12 protein-coding genes are annotated in these 16,568 nt (G+C 71.0%); 5 read left to right on the top strand and 7 right to left on the bottom strand.

Translation table 11 applies throughout. From position 1 onward, the window contains the following. Positions 1 to 9 precede the first annotated feature (9 nt). Together AC27IY_RS18840 and AC27IY_RS18835 are read left to right on the top strand one after the other, a co-directional pair. Positions 10 to 1,071 carry a lytic polysaccharide monooxygenase gene (locus tag AC27IY_RS18840; protein ID WP_344213447.1) on the top strand — a complete coding sequence of 354 codons (1,062 nt, stop codon included), beginning with the start codon at positions 10 to 12 and terminating at the stop codon, positions 1,069 to 1,071. Next, positions 1,068 to 1,601, top strand: a complete 534-nt coding sequence (locus AC27IY_RS18835; RefSeq protein WP_371248954.1) for a hypothetical protein — start codon at positions 1,068 to 1,070, stop codon at positions 1,599 to 1,601. The genes AC27IY_RS18840 and AC27IY_RS18835 overlap by 4 nt, the downstream gene beginning before the upstream one ends. Before the next feature lie 133 nt (positions 1,602 to 1,734). Here the strand turns inward: AC27IY_RS18835 and AC27IY_RS18830 are convergent, their stop codons facing one another. Together AC27IY_RS18830 and AC27IY_RS18825 are read right to left on the bottom strand one after the other, a co-directional pair. Next, a complete protein-coding gene (locus AC27IY_RS18830) occupies positions 1,735 to 4,317 on the bottom strand; it encodes a glycoside hydrolase family 9 protein (RefSeq protein WP_423477525.1) in 2,583 nt (860 codons plus the stop codon). Further along, positions 4,260 to 7,160, bottom strand: coding sequence for a glycoside hydrolase family 48 protein (locus AC27IY_RS18825; protein ID WP_487178694.1), 2,901 nt, complete (start codon positions 7,158 to 7,160; stop codon positions 4,260 to 4,262). Before AC27IY_RS18825 ends, AC27IY_RS18830 begins: the two co-directional genes overlap by 58 nt. A gap of 317 nt (positions 7,161 to 7,477) precedes the next feature. Here AC27IY_RS18825 and AC27IY_RS18820 point away from each other — a divergent pair, with 317 nt between their 5' ends. Then, positions 7,478 to 9,829, top strand: coding sequence for a glycoside hydrolase family 6 protein (locus AC27IY_RS18820; protein ID WP_487178693.1), 2,352 nt, complete (start codon positions 7,478 to 7,480; stop codon positions 9,827 to 9,829). 137 nt (positions 9,830 to 9,966) lie between these two features. On the opposite strand, the gene AC27IY_RS18815 is transcribed toward AC27IY_RS18820, so the two are convergent. From AC27IY_RS18815 to AC27IY_RS18795, 5 genes are all read right to left on the bottom strand, one after another. Then, the gene (locus AC27IY_RS18815) at positions 9,967 to 10,368 is read right to left on the bottom strand and encodes a DnaJ family domain-containing protein (RefSeq protein WP_364462077.1); all 402 of its coding nucleotides are present in this window, start codon (positions 10,366 to 10,368) and stop codon (positions 9,967 to 9,969) included. 10 nt (positions 10,369 to 10,378) lie between these two features. Further along, on the bottom strand, positions 10,379 to 11,278 hold the full coding sequence (gene folP / locus AC27IY_RS18810) for a dihydropteroate synthase (RefSeq protein WP_344213457.1): 900 nt from the start codon (positions 11,276 to 11,278) through the stop codon (positions 10,379 to 10,381). A gap of 136 nt (positions 11,279 to 11,414) precedes the next feature. Beyond that, complete coding sequence (locus tag AC27IY_RS18805; protein WP_449949731.1) at positions 11,415 to 11,885, bottom strand: ATP-binding protein; 471 nt, start codon at positions 11,883 to 11,885, stop codon at positions 11,415 to 11,417. A 242-nt stretch (positions 11,886 to 12,127) separates the two neighbouring features. Further along, positions 12,128 to 13,177 (bottom strand): NAD-dependent epimerase/dehydratase family protein, encoded by a 1,050-nt coding sequence (locus tag AC27IY_RS18800; RefSeq protein ID WP_423451906.1) that lies wholly within the window; start codon positions 13,175 to 13,177, stop codon positions 12,128 to 12,130. Between the two features lie 40 nt (positions 13,178 to 13,217). Continuing rightward, the gene (locus AC27IY_RS18795) at positions 13,218 to 14,399 is read right to left on the bottom strand and encodes a zinc-dependent alcohol dehydrogenase (protein WP_487178692.1); all 1,182 of its coding nucleotides are present in this window, start codon (positions 14,397 to 14,399) and stop codon (positions 13,218 to 13,220) included. A gap of 154 nt (positions 14,400 to 14,553) precedes the next feature. Between AC27IY_RS18795 and AC27IY_RS18790 the strand changes: the two genes are divergently transcribed. Together AC27IY_RS18790 and AC27IY_RS18785 are read left to right on the top strand one after the other, a co-directional pair. Continuing rightward, on the top strand, positions 14,554 to 15,603 hold the full coding sequence (locus tag AC27IY_RS18790) for a polyprenyl synthetase family protein (RefSeq protein ID WP_423451907.1): 1,050 nt from the start codon (positions 14,554 to 14,556) through the stop codon (positions 15,601 to 15,603). Between the two features lie 14 nt (positions 15,604 to 15,617). After that, on the top strand, positions 15,618 to 16,559 hold the full coding sequence (locus tag AC27IY_RS18785) for a 4-hydroxy-3-methylbut-2-enyl diphosphate reductase (protein ID WP_364462092.1): 942 nt from the start codon (positions 15,618 to 15,620) through the stop codon (positions 16,557 to 16,559). Positions 16,560 to 16,568 lie beyond the last annotated feature (9 nt).

Genomic DNA, 16,568 nt, shown 5'->3' with positions numbered 1-16,568 from the left:
AAAGCCCACATGAAAGCAGTGAAGCGGACGGCGATCGCCGCCGTCCTGGTTCTGATCACCACGATCCTCATCGCACCCAACCCCGCACAGGCGCACGGCGTCATGATGGTGCCGGGCGGCCGGACGTTCCTGTGCTGGCAGGACGGCCTGCGGGAGAACGGCCAGATCCTCCCCTACAACCCCGCCTGCGCGGCCGCCGTTGCCCAGAGCGGCAGCACGCCCCTCTACAACTGGTTCGCGGTGCTGCGCTCCGACGGCGCCGGCCGCACCTCCGGGTTCATCCCCGACGGCCAGCTCTGCAGCGGCGGCACCGGTGGGCCGTACGACTTCTCGGCCTACAACGCGGTCCGCTCCGACTGGCCGGTGACCCACCTGACCTCGGGCGCGACCATCCAGATGCGGCACAGCAACTGGGCCAAGCACCCCGGCTCGTTCAACTACTACATCACCAAGAACGGCTGGAACCCGAACGGGCCGCTGAAGTGGTCGGACCTGGAGCCGTTCGGCAGTGTCACCAACCCGCCGGACACCGGCCCGGCCGGCGCGCTCAACTACTACTACTGGAACAGCCAGCTCCCGTCCGGCAAGACCGGCCGGCACATCATCTACACGCACTGGATCCGCTCGGACAGCAACGAGAACTTCTACAGCTGCTCCGACGTCGTCTTCGACGGCGGCAACGGCGAGGTCACCGGCGTCGGCCCGAACGGCAGCACGCCCGGCCCCTCCATCACGCCGACGCAGACGTCCACGCCGACGCCGGGCGCCTGCACGGCGACGTGGAAGGCCACCGACACCGGCTGGGCCGGCCACTTCCAGGGTGAGGTGACGGTGAAGAACACCAGCACCTCCAGCCTGAACGGCTGGACGGTCTCCTGGACCTACGGCGGCGGTCAAGGCTTCGACGGCTCGCCGTGGAACGGCGTGCTGAGCGGTCAGCCGCCGAACGTGAAGGTCAAGAACGCCACCTACAACGGCCAGCTCGCCCCCAACGCCACCACCACGTTCGGGTTCAACGCCACCGGCTCGGTCCCGAACCCCGCCCCGACCCTGACCTGCACCAGCCCGTGATCAAAACCCGTCGCGGGCTCATCGCGGCGATCATCACCCTGGCCGGGCTGAGCCTGGCCGGGGTGATGTTCTTCGCCGGCAGGCAGCCGTCGTCGCAGCTCGATCGAGAGCTCTCCGCGCAGGTCACCAAGATCCTTGAGGAGTCCTCGCCGGACGAGCACCACGCCCACGGCCACGGCACCCTCGACACGCGCGTCATCTGCGCGGTGGAGCCGTTCGGCGTCGAACCGCCGGACGCGAAGTCGCTGGTCGAGGTCACCTGGGTCTACGCCCGTCACCTGTGCGCGGTGACCGGCGAGGGCACGGACTGGGCGCAGTCCGTACGCGCCTCCGGCCCGATCGCCGTCAAGATCAGCATCCCGCCGCAGGTGCGGGTGCCCGCGCCGGGACCCGGCTACCGGGACCACGTGCTCCGGCTGATCCCCGAGCGCTACCACGCGCAGGCGCTGAAGGAGGAGTTCGCCGACGAGTCGTTCATCGACCTCGCCCGCGAGCGCTTCGCGCAGGAGGTCAACCGCCGCCAGGGCTGAACCCCCCTGAAAAACGGACGCGGCCGACTGGAGGAATCGACCGCGTCCGTCCCATCCGGGCGGGGATGGTTCATCGGGCAGGGATATGAAGTTGTGGCCTCACCTCCTCATACGCAGCGGACGGCCTGAGTGTTCAGCCGGTGCCCGAGGCGCAGGTCACCGGGTCGGGGACGCTCGCCGCGCCGCTCGCGATGAAGCCGAACGTGGTGCTCGCGCCGGCGGCGAGGGCGCCGTTGTAGCTCTCGTTCCGCACCGTCACGGTGGAGCCGGACTGCGTGAGCTTCCCGCCCCAGACCTGGGTGATGGCGTTCTGGGAGGTCCAGGAGGCCGTCCAGCCGCTGATGGCCGCGGTGCCCGCGTTCTTCACGGTCACCTCGCCCTGGAAGCCGCCGCCCCACGAGTTCGTCACCTTGAACGTGGCCTGGCAGCCGCCCGGGGGCGGCGTCGTCGTGTCCGTGGTGGTGAACGTGGCCGCGTCCGAGGGCGGCGAGGTGTTGCCCGCCGCGTCCCTGGCCACCACGGTGGCCGAGTAGGACGTGGAAGGGGTGAGCCCCGTCAGGTCGAAGGAGGCGGTCGGGGACGTGCCTGCCTTGGTGGACCCCAGGTAGACGTCGTAACCCGACACGCCCACGTTGTCCGTGGAGGCCGTCCAGGTCAGCCTGGCGGTGGAGCCCGTGATCCCGGATGCCGCGGGCCTGCCCGGCTTGCTGGGCGGGGTGTCGTCCTCTTCCTCCGGACCCGGGGGCTCACCCCAGATCTTGGTGGCGCCGCTGTAGAGGGTGATGTTCGGGGTGCGGACCGGCGTCGCGCCGGGCGTGGTGGGGATGTTCCGGTACGACCAGTCGTTGGCCGGGTCCCACGTGCCCGCGCTGCTGATCCTGAACTGCACCTCCCTGCGGTGCTGCGACTGCCCGGCCGGGGCGATGACCTGCCCGGAGCAGTCGATGTTCACGTAGTGCACGCCGCCGCCCAGCGAGCCGAGGGTGGGCGCCTTGCACTGCGTGTAGGCCGACGACACGCTGATCTGCGAGAGGGTCGTCGAGCCGTCGAGCGTGAAGTAGTAGCGGAACGAGCCGTCCGACAGGACCCGGGCGGGCCAGGCCGACTGGTTGCGGACGATGGCCTTGATCTCCGTGAAGTTCGTGCCCGAGGCGTTCACGCCCGCCTCGACGAAGATCTCGGGACCGTCCGGCGTCTCCGCGGGCGGGAAGTTCGCCGCGGGGGTGCCCCCGTACTCCTTGTGGAGCCGGGCCAGCGCGCCGGTGAAGGCGGCGTTGTAGTCGGTGGCGACCTCGTTCATGACGTAGTCGTCGCGTTTGTCGGTGTAGGCGTCGTTCGGGTCGGGCGGGCCGCCGACGAGCGCGCCGTACAGGGTGTGGCGGGTCTGCTCGGGGTTCGTGATCTGGTCGGTCCACGAGCCGTGCGCCGTGCGGTGGTGCGGGTTCTTCGGCGGGTTGGCGCCGAACCCGATCATGTACGACGAGTTGCGCGGGTTGTCGCCGAGCGCGTAGTTGATCTGCCGGACCGCGAAGTCGTGGTAGCGGGCCTTGCGCGTGGCGTCGCTGATCGAGTCGCTGTGCACCAGCGCCGCGAACGCGGTGTTGGCCGCGTACCTGAGCGAGCCCCAGCGGTCGAGCACGGCCTGCCCGCCCGGCGAGTACGCCACCTTCGACCCGTTGACCCCGACCGTCCACCAGTCGAGCCAGCGGTTGGCGTCGTCCAGGTAGCGCTGCTTGCCGGTGAGCTTGCTGAGCAGCACGTACGCCCCGTACGACTTGTCGTCCCACGCCAGCGTCCACCTGTACGACTTCGTGGTGCTCTGCGGCTCGTTGGACAGGTTGTCGTAGCCGGCCTCGGCCTTGGCCAGGTAGGAGGCGTCGTTCGTGGCCCGGTAGAGCCAGATCGCGCCCCACACCAGCTCGTCGTTGTAGCCGCTCCAGGAGTTGTAGTAGCCCTGGGCGTCGGTGATGCAGTCGCTGTACTTCTTCCGCACCGTGTCGGCGAAGGAGTAGAGCTGCTTGGCGTGCGTCAGCAGCGTGTCGGCGTAGGCCGCGTTCGTCGGCCTGAAGACCATCGAGGAGGCCGCCATCGCCGCCGCCGTCTCACCGGCCAGGTCGGAGCCGCCGCACGAGGCGTCGATCTTGTACGCCGGCCGCGCCATCTGCATCGCCTCGGCCGGCCCCCACCAGGCGTGGTCCGTGCCGCCGTTGCCGACCTGCCCGTACAGCACGTTCGCCGACGGGTGGGCCTTGATGAAGTAGTCGTTGACGAACTTGAGGTTGTTCAGCAGGTGGGTGAGCTGGCCGGAGGAGCTGTAGGCGTCGCGGTACTCGACCGCGCCCCAGGCCAGCATGGTGGCGCTGTACGCCATCGGGAGCCCGAACTTCACGTGATCGCCCGCGTCGTACCAGCCGCCCGTCAGGTCCAGGCCGGCGTCCTTGCCGTCGTTGAGGCCCGAGTCGCCGCGCCAGGAGACGCGGTTCCAGGAGGGCAGGTCGCCCGACTGCTGGGCCTCGTAGAACCACAGGGACTTCTGCAGCGCCTCGCCGTAGTTGTAGGCGGGCGCCGCGTGGGCGGCGGGGGCCGCCGGCCCTACCCCTGTGACCAGGGGCAGGACCAGCGACACCGCAGCGATCAGCGCTGCTTTCCTTGCGGATCTCACGGGAAGAGCCGCCCGTACTCGGCCAGGGCGACGGCCACGTCCACCTGCGCCCAGAACCGGTGGTAGTTGAACACCGGCGCGGGGCCGGTGCCCTTGAGGAAGGCGTCCACCTTCGGCCAGTCCGGGTCGTTCTTGTAGAACGAGCGGATGGAGATGAAGGTCGAGCTGGAGTTGATGGTGTCGCCGTTCGGCATCTTGCCGCTCCAGCCGGCCGGGACGTACACCGGGTCGTCGATGCGGTTGTAGTCGGTCTTGGTCTCCGGCACCGACACGCCCTTGGCGTCCCGGTTCTTCCAGACGCCGTCGAGCAGGGCCTTGGCGGTGTTCTTCGCCTCGGTGTGGTTGGCCCGCGCCGCGTAGTACATCAGCACCTTGGCGTAGGCGCCGGCGACGCCCACGTCCGTCGTGTGGTCCACGACGGTCACGTGCAGGTTGGGGTTGGCCGGCGGGACGTCGGTCGGCGAGCTGAAGTCGCCGGCCGGCTGGCCGGTCCAGCGCAGCGTCGAGGGCATCTGGTAGGTGCCGTCGGCGTTGATCGTGGTGTTGGCCAGCGCCCAGGTCACCCACTTGTCGAGGATGGCCTTGGCGTTGGCGTTGCCGGTCTGGTTGTACAGCTCGGCCACCCGCTCCATGGTCCACGCCTGGAAGCCGAACCACTGGTTCGACGGCGGGTCGTGGTAGACGGGCTGCCAGTCGTAGGTCATGCCGAAGAACTTCGGCAGGCCGCTCGGCGGGCTGGCGTAGTGGCCCTCCCAGCTGTTGGTCGCGCCGCCGGCGATGGCGCCCTCGTCGGACTGCAGCCACTTGTAGAACTGGAGCTGCCGGTTGAGGCTGGTGCTCCAGTCGGAGGCGCCGGTCGAGCTCTTGGGCTTGAGCTCGGCCACGTTGGCGAGCGCCCAGGCCGCGAACGGGTTCTGGTAGCCGGAGTGGTTGTGGCTGGAGCCGATGCGCCACGCCCATCCGGCGTTGGAGTCGGTCGCGCCGCCCCACGCGTAGTACCACGACAGCAGGTACGCCGAGGCGTCCTTGCCGGTCCCGGCCGCGCAGCTCGTGCTCGTGCAGCCCGGCTTCTTGAAGTACTTGTCGTACATCGCGTAGCGCAGGTAGTCGCCCATCTTGGCGGCCTTGGCCACGCTGGCCGAGACGTCGGCGGACTTGCCCTGCGCCTTGGCCCAGGTCAGCGCCCAGTAGGCGGCCTGGACGGCGCGGGCGTCGGCGTCGGGGGCGTTGGTGTACTTCCACTGCTTGGCGTAGGAGGCGTCCTTGATGAACAGGTCCAGGAAGCCGTTGGTGCCGCCGTGCCGGAAGGTGTCGCAGGACGGCTGCGGGATCGTCTCGAAGACCGACTCCTCCGGGCCGCGCTGGTAGGTGTTGATGTAGGCGGGCTTGGTGGTGCCGTCGCCGCAGCGGCCGAAGCCGTAGGTGTTGTCGACGTCGAGCAGCCAGTGCATGCCGTAGATGTCGCGGGTGCCGTACGCGGTCTGCAGCTCACTGGCGATCGGGTCGGTGCCGACGGACACGCCGGAGTCGATCTGCGACGGGTAGTTGCTGATCGAGGTGTGCTCGGCCGCGTACGTCGCCGGCTTGGACGCGTTGTAGAAGGAGTTCGTCGGCTGGTCGGCGGTGGCCGGGATGATGTACTTCTCCATCGACGCCCAGGCGGCGTTGAACTTCGACCAGTCGCCGGTCACCTGGCCGTAGGTCGCCTCCAGCCACAGGTAGTAGCTGTAGGCCTCGGACGTGGTCTCGTGCCCGTGGTCCGGCGCCTCGACCATGAACGTCTCGACCGAGTGGTACGGCACGCCATCCGGCGAGAAGTAGCCGTTGGCCGGGTCGTGGATCTCGTTGTAGAGCTCGACGAAGCGCTGCACGTAGGTGTTGTCGCCGCCCACGTCGTCGTCGGCCTCGCTGACGGTCACGTCGACCGGCGTGAGGCCGCTCGCGCTCACCCGGATCACGGCCGAGCCGCTGGTCGTGTCGGAGTCCTGCGCGGCCGCCAGGGTGACGTTCTGCGCGGTGTTCCAGTTCGACGGCGTGAAGGTGAGGCTCGCGCCGCCGGAGACAGTGATGTCGGCGTCGCCGCTGGCGCGGGCCACGCTGACGGTCACGTTGGAGGAGGGCGCCTGCGACAGCTTGACGCCGAAGCCGGCCGTGCCGCCCTCGGGCACCGACAGCGTGGTCGGGCTGACGACCAGGGCCGGTCCGGTGCTCGGCGGCGAGACGGTGATGCCGACCGGCGAGGAGGTCGTGGCCGCGCCGCTGTTGTCGGTGGCGCGGGCGGTGATCGAGTAGCTGCCGGCCGCCACGTTCGTCCAGTTGTAGCTGTACGGGGAGGTGGTGTCGGTGCCGAGCAGCGTGCTGCCCTGGTAGAAGTCGACCTTGGCGATCGTGCCGTCGGCGTCGGCGGCGTTGGCCGCGATCGGCACGGTGGCGGGGGCGGTGAAGGTCTGCCCGGCCGTGGGCGAGGTCAGCGAGACCGTGGGCGCGGTCGGGCCGGTGCCGCCGCAGGTGACGCCGTTCACGCTGAACGACGTCGGGCTGGGGTTGCTGCCGGTCCAGGTCCCGTTGAAGCCGATGTTGGTGGAGGCTCCGGTCGCGAGGCTGCCGTTCCACGGCATGTTCGTGCCGGTGACGCGGGTGCCGCTCTGGCTCCAGTTGGCGCCCCAGCCGCTGGGCGTGTACTTCTGCCCGGTGGTCGGGTAGTCGAAGGCGAGCGTCCAGGAGGTGATGGGGTCACCGGTGTTCTTCAGCGTGATGTTCGCGGTGAAGCCGCCCTGGTTCGGGCCGCTCGTCCACTGGTTGGCCGCGTACGTCACGTCGCACGAGACCGCGGCCTGGGCGGGGGCGGCCGCCACGGCCGTGGTCGCGCCGGCCACGAGGACGAGGGTCGTGGCCACGGCGAGCCGCCTCGATAAGCGCGTCAGAAGGGGCGGAGGTCTGAATTTCACGGGGTCTCCAGGGAGTAGGGGTGTGGGAGCGCTCCCAATCGGGATTGTGGGTGTGCTCCGGCGTATGTCAACGAAATGGCCGCCCGGTAACCCCTCTGTTTCCTCTCACCTGCCTGCCCTAGATGAAAGTTTCATCATCGTTAGAGGGCATTCACGGAGCATGCGGGGCCCCCGGCGGCGGCGCGGGGACGTCCCTCTGTACAGCAACCCGACGGCGGCTCACGATGGGAGCGCTCCCAGCCACCTAGCACTGGAGATGATCGCTCGTGAGACTCCAACGCGGCCTCCGCAAATGGGCCGTGACCGTGACCGCCGCGAGTGTCGCGGCCCTAGGACTCGTCGCCGGCCAGGGCACGGCCGCCAACGCCGCGGTCGCCTGCGACGTGACCTACTCTGCCAACTCGTGGACGAGCAGCCCTGGTCAGGGCGGTTTCACCGCGAACATCACGTTGAAGAACACCGGTGACCCGATCTCGTCGTGGTCGCTGGCCTTCGACTACCCGACCACCGGGCAGAAGTACACACCGAGTGGCTGGGGCGCCAACTGGAGCCAGAGCGGCACCCGCGTCACCGGCACGAACATGCCCTACAACGGCAGCCTCGCGACCGGCGCCTCGGTCTCCGTCGGCTTCAACGGCACCTGGACCGGCACCAACCCGAACCCCACGTCGTTCAGCGTCAACGGCGTGAGCTGCGGCGGCACCGGCCCGGTCACGCCGTCCGTGGTGCTGTCGGCCAGCTCGATCGCGGTCAACGAGGGCTCGACGGCCACGTTCACCGCGCGCCTCTCCTCCGCGCCCAGCTCGAACGTCACCGTCACCACCGCCCGTACCAGCGGTGACACCGACCTGACCGTCAGCTCCGGCGCCTCGCTCACCTTCACCCCGAGCAACTGGAACACCGCGCAGACGGTCACCCTGGCCGCGGCCCAGGACGCCGACACCACCGCGGGCACCGCGAGCTTCAGCGTCGGCGGCAGCGGCGTCACCGGCGCCACGCTCACCGCGACCGAGGTGGACGACGACGCCACGGTGGAGCAGTCCATCATCGTGACGCCGACCTCGGTGACCGTGCCCGAGGGCTCGACCGGCACGTTCACCGTGCGGCTGGCCGCCCAGCCCTCCGCCGGCGTGACCGTCACCACGGCGGCGGGCAGCGGCGACGCCGACCTCACCGTCAGCTCGGGCGCCTCGCTCTCCTTTACCACGTCGAACTGGAACACCCCGCAGACGGTCACCCTGGCCGCCGCGCAGGACTCCGACACGGCCAACGGCAGCCGCACGTTCACCGTCGCCTCCACCGGCCTGACCTCGCGTACGGTCACCGCCACCGAGGCCGACGACGACGGCGGCCCCACCCCCACCCACGTGGAGAACCCGTACGCCGGCGCCACCGGCTACGTGAACCCCAACTGGAGCGCCAAGGCCGCGGCCGAGCCCGGCGGCTCGGCGGTCGCGAACACCTCCACCGCCGTGTGGATGGACCGCATCGCCGCCATCGCCGGCTCCAGCAGCGCCATGGGCCTGCGCGCCCACCTGGACGAGGCCGTCCGGCAGGACGCCGCCAACGGCTCGACGCCGCTGACCATCCAGGTCGTCATCTACGACCTGCCCAACCGCGACTGCTCCGCCCTGGCCTCCAACGGCGAGCTGCGCATCTCCCAGGACGGCTTCAACCGCTACAAGACGGAGTACATCGACCCGATCGCGGCCATCCTCCGCGACTCCGCCTACGCGAACCTGCGCATCGTCACCATCATCGAGCCCGACTCGCTGCCGAACCTCGTCACCAACCTCAACAACTTCGCCGACTGCCGCGAGGCCAACGGCCCCGGCGGCTACCGTGACGGCGTCCGGTACGCGCTCGACAAGCTCCACGCCATCCCCAACGTCTACACCTACATCGACGCCGCCCACCACGCGTGGCTCGGCTGGGACTCGAACTTCCAGCCCTCCGTCAACCTCTTCTACGAGACCGTCGCCGGCACCGCCGCCGGCGTGGACAGCGTGGACGGCTTCATCGTCAACACCGCCAACTACGGGGCCACGACCGAGCCGCACTTCACCGTCAACACCATGGTGGACAACGTCTCGGTCCGGCAGTCCAAGTGGGTGGACTGGAACTGGTACGTGGACGAGCAGTCCTTCGCTCTCGCCCTGCGCACCGCCCTGATCGCCAAGGGCTTCCGCTCCGGGCTCGGCATGCTGATCGACACCTCGCGCAACGGCTGGGGCGGCAGCGCCCGCCCGTCCGGGCCGAGCACCTCGCTCAACGTGGACACGTTCGTGAACAGCTCGCGCGTCGACCGCCGCATCCACGCCGGTAACTGGTGCAACCAGGCCGGCGCCGGCCTGGGCGCCCGCCCGACCGCCGCCCCCGTCGCCGGCCTCGACGCCTACGTCTGGATCAAGCCTCCGGGCGAGTCCGACGGCGCCAGCCGGGACATCCCGAACGACGAGGGCAAGAGGTTCGACCGGATGTGCGACCCGACGTACACCGGCAACAGCCTCAACGGCAACAACATGTCCGGTGCCAAGGGCGACGCGCCGCTCTCCGGCCAGTGGTTCTCGGCGCAGTTCCGTGAGCTGCTGGCGAACGCCTACCCGCCGGTCAACTGAGATCACCTGAACCCGGCCGGCCGGGGCCCCGCCTGACCCGGGGCTCCGGCCGGCCAGAGGGACCCGCCTGACCCGGGCCCCTCAGCCAACCGGACCGGGGTCCGGGCCGTCGCGCCCGGGCCCCGTTCCCATGGGGGTCACCCCTGGGCGCGCCGCCACTCCGAGATCTCCTCGTCCACGTCGAACGGCATCAGGTTGAGCGGCGGCCCCGACAGTCCCGTCCTGATCGCCTCGCGGATCCGCTCGTTGACCGCCTCCAGCACGCGCCGCACCTCGGCCTCGGTGCGCGCCCCGCGCGCCTCCCGCAGCGCCTCCTCCGCGTCCCTGCGCAGCGCCAGCGTGGGCGGCAGCGGCATGGCGAGCCCCTCGCTCTCCACCTTCTGCTTGATCCACCACATGTCGTCCTGCGGCTTGTCCAGCCCCGGCAGCGGCTTGCCCGCGCCCGGCAGGTCGTCGAACTCCCCGCGTTCCTCCGCCTCGCGGATCTGCCGGTCGACCCAGCTCTCGAAGGGCATCCCGATCGGCTTGCGGTCGCTCACGTGCGCTCCTTCACGCCAGGTTGTGGCTGGGCGCGAGGGGGGCACGCCAGCCGAGGACGGCTTCGGTCATGCGTACGGCGGCGACGGTCGCGGGCACGTCGTGCACCCGCAGGATCCGCGCCCCCTTGAGTACGGCGACGACGTTGGCGGCGATGGTGCCCTCGGTCCGCCGGCCCTGCGGCCGGTCGAGCGTCTCGCCGATGAAGTCCTTGTTGGACAGCGCGACCAGCGTCGGGTAGCCGATCGCGGTGATCTCCTCCAGGCGGCGGGTCAGCTCCAGCGAGTGGAAGGTGTTCTTGTTGAGGTCGTGGCCGGGGTCGATGATGATCTTGTCGGGCGCGATGCCGGCCTCCAGCGCGTACGCCACCCGCTCCCGCAGGAAGCCCGCCACCTCCGCCACCACGTCGTCGTAGCTGGGCCGGAAGACCCGCCGGCCGGGGCCGCCCAGGCTGTGGGTGACCACCACGCCGGCCCCGGTGGCGGCGGCCACCTCGGCGAGGCCGGGCTCGCGCAGCCCGTTGGTGTCGTTGATGACGTCGGCGCCGGCCTCGATCGCCGCCCGCGCGACCTCGGGGCGGTGGGTGTCGACCGAGATGACCGCGTCGGTGACGGCACGGACCTCGGCGATGACGGGGGCGACCCGGTCGATCTCCTCGGCGGCGCCGATCTCGGCCTGCGCGGCGCTGAAGGCGAAACCGCCGATGTCGACCCAGTCGGCCCCGTCGTCGACCGCCTGCCTGGCCGCCGCGACGGCGCTGTCCAGCGCGTAGGTGCGGCCCTGGTCGTGGAAGGAGTTGGGGGTGCGGTTGACGATCGCCATCACGGCGACCTGGCGCGCGAAGTCGAACTCCCGCCGGCCGATGCGCCGGACCGGGGCGATGATCGCGGGGGAAGGCTGCTCGCGGCTCACTCTTCCGACCCTACCTGCCGCTACGCGGGCACCACCGGGCGGCGGGCCCCTGAGGACGGCACTGCGGACGGCACTGCGGACGGCACTGCGGACGGCACTGCGGACGGCGCTGCTGACGGCGCTGCGGACGGCGGGCTCAGGCGGTGAAGCGTCCGGGCGGATGGGCCTGGCCCGCGACCCGGACGCGTCGCATGTGCCCCCGCGCGCCGTGCCCCGCGGCCTTCGGCAGCCGCATGGTGATGCGGACCGTCGTACCGTGGGGGCCGGTGCTGAAGTCCACCATGTCGCACAGGCGGCGGATGAGGTAGATGCCGCGGCCGTCGTAGCTCATGTCGGACGGCCGGTGGTCGCCGGCGACGTACCCGTCGGGGATGCCCTCGCCCCGGTCGGTGGTCTCGGAGCGGATCACGCCGTCCACGGTCCACAGCTTGAAGTGCCCGCGCCCGCCCGCGTGCTCGACGGCGTTGACCACGCTCTCGTGCACGGCGAGGACGAAGTCGTCCAGGCGGGGACCGCTCAGCCCGCAGTGCTCGGCCTTCTCGGCCACCGTACGGCGGAGCCTGGTCACGTCCTGGAGCGTGAAGGGCTGGGTCAGAAGGGTGCGCATGGCAGGCTCCTCCGACCTGGCCTGGACGCGCCGGCGCCCGGGCGGCGGAGACGTGCCGCCTCCGCCGCACTGGCTCAGATCGGGAAGATCGAGGCGAAGGACCTGGCGGAAACCGGTCCGGGGAAAAGGGTCCATGGCGTTCCTCCGTGTCGTAGTGACACCCGGGGGCCGCGCCTCTGGACCTCGTGTCCCCCCTTCCCGCCAGGAGGGGGATTACACTCCGCGCTCGGGGCGGATCGGCGTCACGGGCGTGCGCCCATGCCGGAGGCGAGCTCCTTGACGCGGCCGGCCGGGCCGCCGTCGGGGGCGAGCGGCGCGGTGTCCATGCCGGCGCCGTCGTGCAGTCCTTCGAACAGCTCACGCATGGCGTCCAGCGACGAGTGCCGCGGCCGCCAGCCCAGCACCTCGCGCGCGCGGTCGGTGGTCATGACGGGCAGCCGCATGGCGAGGTCGAACAGCCCGGGCGAGGCGGGCACCAGCCTGAGCCGCCAGGCCGCCGAGACGGCCGCCTTGGCGAGCCCGCGCGGCACCGGCACCGTACGGGTGCCGAGCAGCTCGGCGAGGTCGCCGGGAGTGAGCACGGGTTCCGCGGCGATGTTGAACGCGCCCCTGACCTCGCGCACGACCGCGAGCCGGTAGGCCTCGGCCGCGTCCTCGGCGTGCAGCACCTGCAGCCGCAGCCCGGGGATGTCCGGCACGAACGGGATGCGCCCCGCGCCGATCAACCGCCGCGGCACCAGCGGCCCGGCGAACAGCCTGCGCTGCTCCGAGGCCGCCGCCCGCTGGAAGATGAAGCCGGGCCGCATCCGCACCACGCGGATGCTCGGGTGGTCGTGCTCGAAGACGTCGAGCACCCGCTCGACGTAGGCCTTCTCCCGCCCGTACGCGGCTCCCGGCCACCCGTGCGTGGGCCAGCTCTCGTCCACCCGCCGGTCCTTGGGCCCCGGCGAGTACGCGCCCACGGACGAGGCGTGCACCAGCGCCTGCACCCCGGCCTCCGCCGCGGCGCGGAAGACCCGCATGCTGCCGAGCACGTTGGCCCGCCAGGTGGTCGCCGGGTCCCTGGTCGGCTGGAACAGCCACGCCAGATGGACCACGGCGTCCGCGCCGTCGAAGATCCGGGTCAGGTCGGCGGAGGCCACGTCGGCCTGCCGCCATTCGGTGCGGTCGACGCGCCAGCCGGGAAGCCGCCGGGCGACCCCGACGATCGAGGTCACCCGCTCGTCGGTGCTCAGCGCGCGCACCACGCTGGTGCCGACGTTCCCGGTTGCTCCCACCACGACGACTCTCATGAAGGCACCGCTGCCCGCTGTCCGTCCGGTGAAACGCCCATCAGGGCTGTAGGAGGACCTTGATGGCCCCGTCGGCCTTCTTCTGGAACATTTCGTACGCCTTTGCCGCATCTTCCAGCGGCAGCTTGTGGGTGGCGAGATCCATGACGCCGAGCGGGTCGGCGTCGTCGGTCACCAGCGGCATCAGCGGGCCGATCCACCGGCGCACGTGCGCCTGCCCCATGCGCAGGGTGATGCCCTTGTCGAACATGCGGAGCATGGGCAGCGGGTCGGTCATGCCGCCGTACACGCCGATGACGGAGATCACGCCGCCCCTGCGCACGCCGTCGATGGCCTGGTTGAGCGCGGCCAGGCGGTCCACGCCGGCGTTGGTCATGAGCGGGGCCGCGAGGGCGTCGGGCAGCAGTCCTGTGAGGGTCTGCGCGATCTTGGCGGCGGGCGAGCCGTGGGCCTCCATGCCGACGGCGTCGATCACCGAGTCGGTGCCGCGGCCGGCCGTGCGGGCGCGGATCTCGTCGGGCACGGCGGTCACCTCGCTCGCGTCGATGACCTCGATCCCGTGGCGGGCGGCCAGCTCCAGCCGGGCGTCGACGCCGTCGACGCCGATCACCCGGTGGCCGAGGTGCCGCGCGATGCGGGCGCACATCTGGCCGATGGGCCCGAGCCCGAGCACGGTCACGCTGCCGCCCTCGGGGATCTCCGCGTACGCGACCGCCTGCCACGCCGTGGGCAGCACGTCCGACAGGTAGACGAACCGCTCGTCCGGCGGGCCGTCCGGCACCCGGATCGGGCCGAACTGGGCCTCGGGCACCCGCAGGTACTCGGCCTGGCCGCCGGGGACCTGACCGTAGAGGCGGGTGTAGCCGAACAGGGCGGCGCCGGTGCCCTGCTCGCGCACCTGGGTGGTCTCGCACTGGGCGTACAGCTCCATGCCGCACATGTGGCAGTGGCCGCAGGCGATGTTGAACGGGATGACGACCCGGTCGCCCGGCTTGAGATGGGTGATCTCCGGGCCGACCTCCTCGACGACGCCCATGGCCTCGTGGCCCAGGATGTCGCCCTCGGCCATGAACGGGCCGAGCACCTCGTACAGGTGCAGGTCGGAGCCGCAGATGCCGGTGCTGGTCACCCTGATGACCGCGTCGTTCGGCTCCTTGATCACCGGGTCGGGAACGTCCTCGACCCGCACGTCCCGCTTGCCGTGCCATGTGACTGCTCTCATGCACAGCGCATACCCCTACAAAAGCCACTAAACGGACGGCCTGCTCCTGTGACCGGTGAGACGGATGAAGTCATGTGCAGCCCCAGACTCTTTACACGCTCAGTGTTGGGTGAGTAACTATTGGTGATATCCGATCGACCGAAGGAGCGCGCGCATGCCATTGGGCCTCACTGAGCCATGCCTCGGCTCGCGCATCGACCACCACCTGAGCGCGTTCCTGGAGACCTGGCGGGCGCCGCTGTCCGATCCCGACGTCGCGGTCGCGTACAACGTGCTGCGCGAGTTCGTGCTGGGCGGCGGCAAGCGCATCCGGCCGCAGCTGTGCTACTGGGGGTGGCGCGGGGCGGGCGGCGACGACTGCGACGAGATCATCACGGCCGCCGCCGCGCTGGAGCTGTGCCACGCCGGCCTGCTCATCCACGACGACATCATGGACGGCAGCGAGCTGCGCCGGGGCCGCGCCACCGTGCACAAGAGCCTGGAGCGGCTGCACGCGGGGCCGGGCGCGGAGGTCTTCGGCCAGGCGGGCGGCATCCTGCTCGGCACGCTGAGCCTGGCGTGGTCCGACGCCATGCTGTCCTCCTGCGGGATCCAGCCGCACCGGCTGCGCGCCGCGCACCACCTCTTCGACACCATGCGCACCGAGGTGATCAGCGGCCAATACCTCGACATGCTCGCGCAACTGCGGGCCGGGGCGAGCGTCGACGAGGCGCTGACCGTCATCCGCTACAAGACGGCCAAATACACCGTGGAGCGGCCGCTGCAGATCGGCGGCGCGCTCGCCGGGGCCGACGCGGAGCTGCTGGCGTCCTACTCCCGGTTCGGGGTGCCGCTGGGCGAGGCGTTCCAGCTCCGCGACGACGTGCTCGGCACCTTCGGCTCGGCCGCCGAGACCGGCAAGTCGGCGCTCGACGACCTGCGCGAGGGCAAGCACACCGTGCTCATCGCGCAGGCCCTGCGCCGCGCCTCGGCCGCCCAGCGCGAGCACCTGCGGCGCTGGCACGGCGACCCCGGGCTGGACGAGGAGCGCGCCGCCGAGCTGCGCCAGATCCTGTGCGACACCGGAGCGCTCGCCGCGGTCGAGGACATGATCGCGAGCCGGGTGCGCGAGGCGGTCGCGGCGCTGGCCGAGGCCGGGATCAAGCCGGACGCGGCCGCCGCGCTCACCGTGCTCGCCGACCGGCTCGCACACCGCACCAGCTAGAAGGGCTTTTCCCGATGGGACGCGTACTTCTCGCGGCCCCGCGTGGCTACTGCGCGGGCGTCGATCGCGCGATCGTGACGGTGGAGCGGGCGCTGGAGCGCTTCGGCCCGCCCGTCCACGTCCGCAAACAGATCGTCCACAACACCTCCGTGGTCGGCGAGCTGACCAGGCGCGGCGCGGTCTTCGTCGACGAGCTCGACGAGGTCCCCGACGGCGCGCTGGTGATCTTCAGCGCCCACGGCGTGTCGCCAGAGGTGAAGGCCGAGGCCGAGCGGCGCGGGCTGCGCACCATCGACGCCACCTGCCCGCTGGTCACCAAGGTCCACAAGGAGGCGGTCAGGCTCGCCGCCGACGGCCACGAGATCGTGCTCATCGGCCACGCCGAGCACGAGGAGGTCGAGGGCACCGTCGGCGAGGCCCCCGGCCACATCCACGTCGTCGACCCGGCCCGCCCCGAGGAGGTGAGCGTCACCGGCGACGGCCCGGTGAGCTGGCTGTCGCAGACCACCCTGTCGGTGGACGAGACCATGCGCGCGGTCGGCGCGCTGCGCGAGCGCTTCCCGCACCTCGCCGACCCGCCCAGCGACGACATCTGCTACGCCAGCCAGAACCGCCAGGAGGCGGTGACCAGGATCGCGCCCGAGTGCGAGCTGGTCCTCGTCGTCGGCTCCGCCAACTCCTCCAACTCCCAGCGCCTGGTCGAGGTCGCGCTGGAGGCGGGGGCGCGGGCGGCCCACCTGGTGGACCACGCCGGAGAGGCCGACGAGCGATGGCTGCGCGGCGTGCGGACGGTCGGCGTCACCTCCGGCGCCTCGGCGCCGGAGCGGCTGGTCAGCGGCCTGCTCGACTGGCTCGCGGCCCGCGGCTTCGCCGACGTCACTCAGGTGACCCTCACCGAGGAGACCCTGACCTTCTCTCTTCCCCCCGAACTACGACCAACCCGCAATCCCGGCTAATCCAGCACG

The organism is Nonomuraea sp. B208 (assembly GCF_057536035.1).
This window is presented reverse-complemented; position numbering and strand designations above follow the sequence as displayed.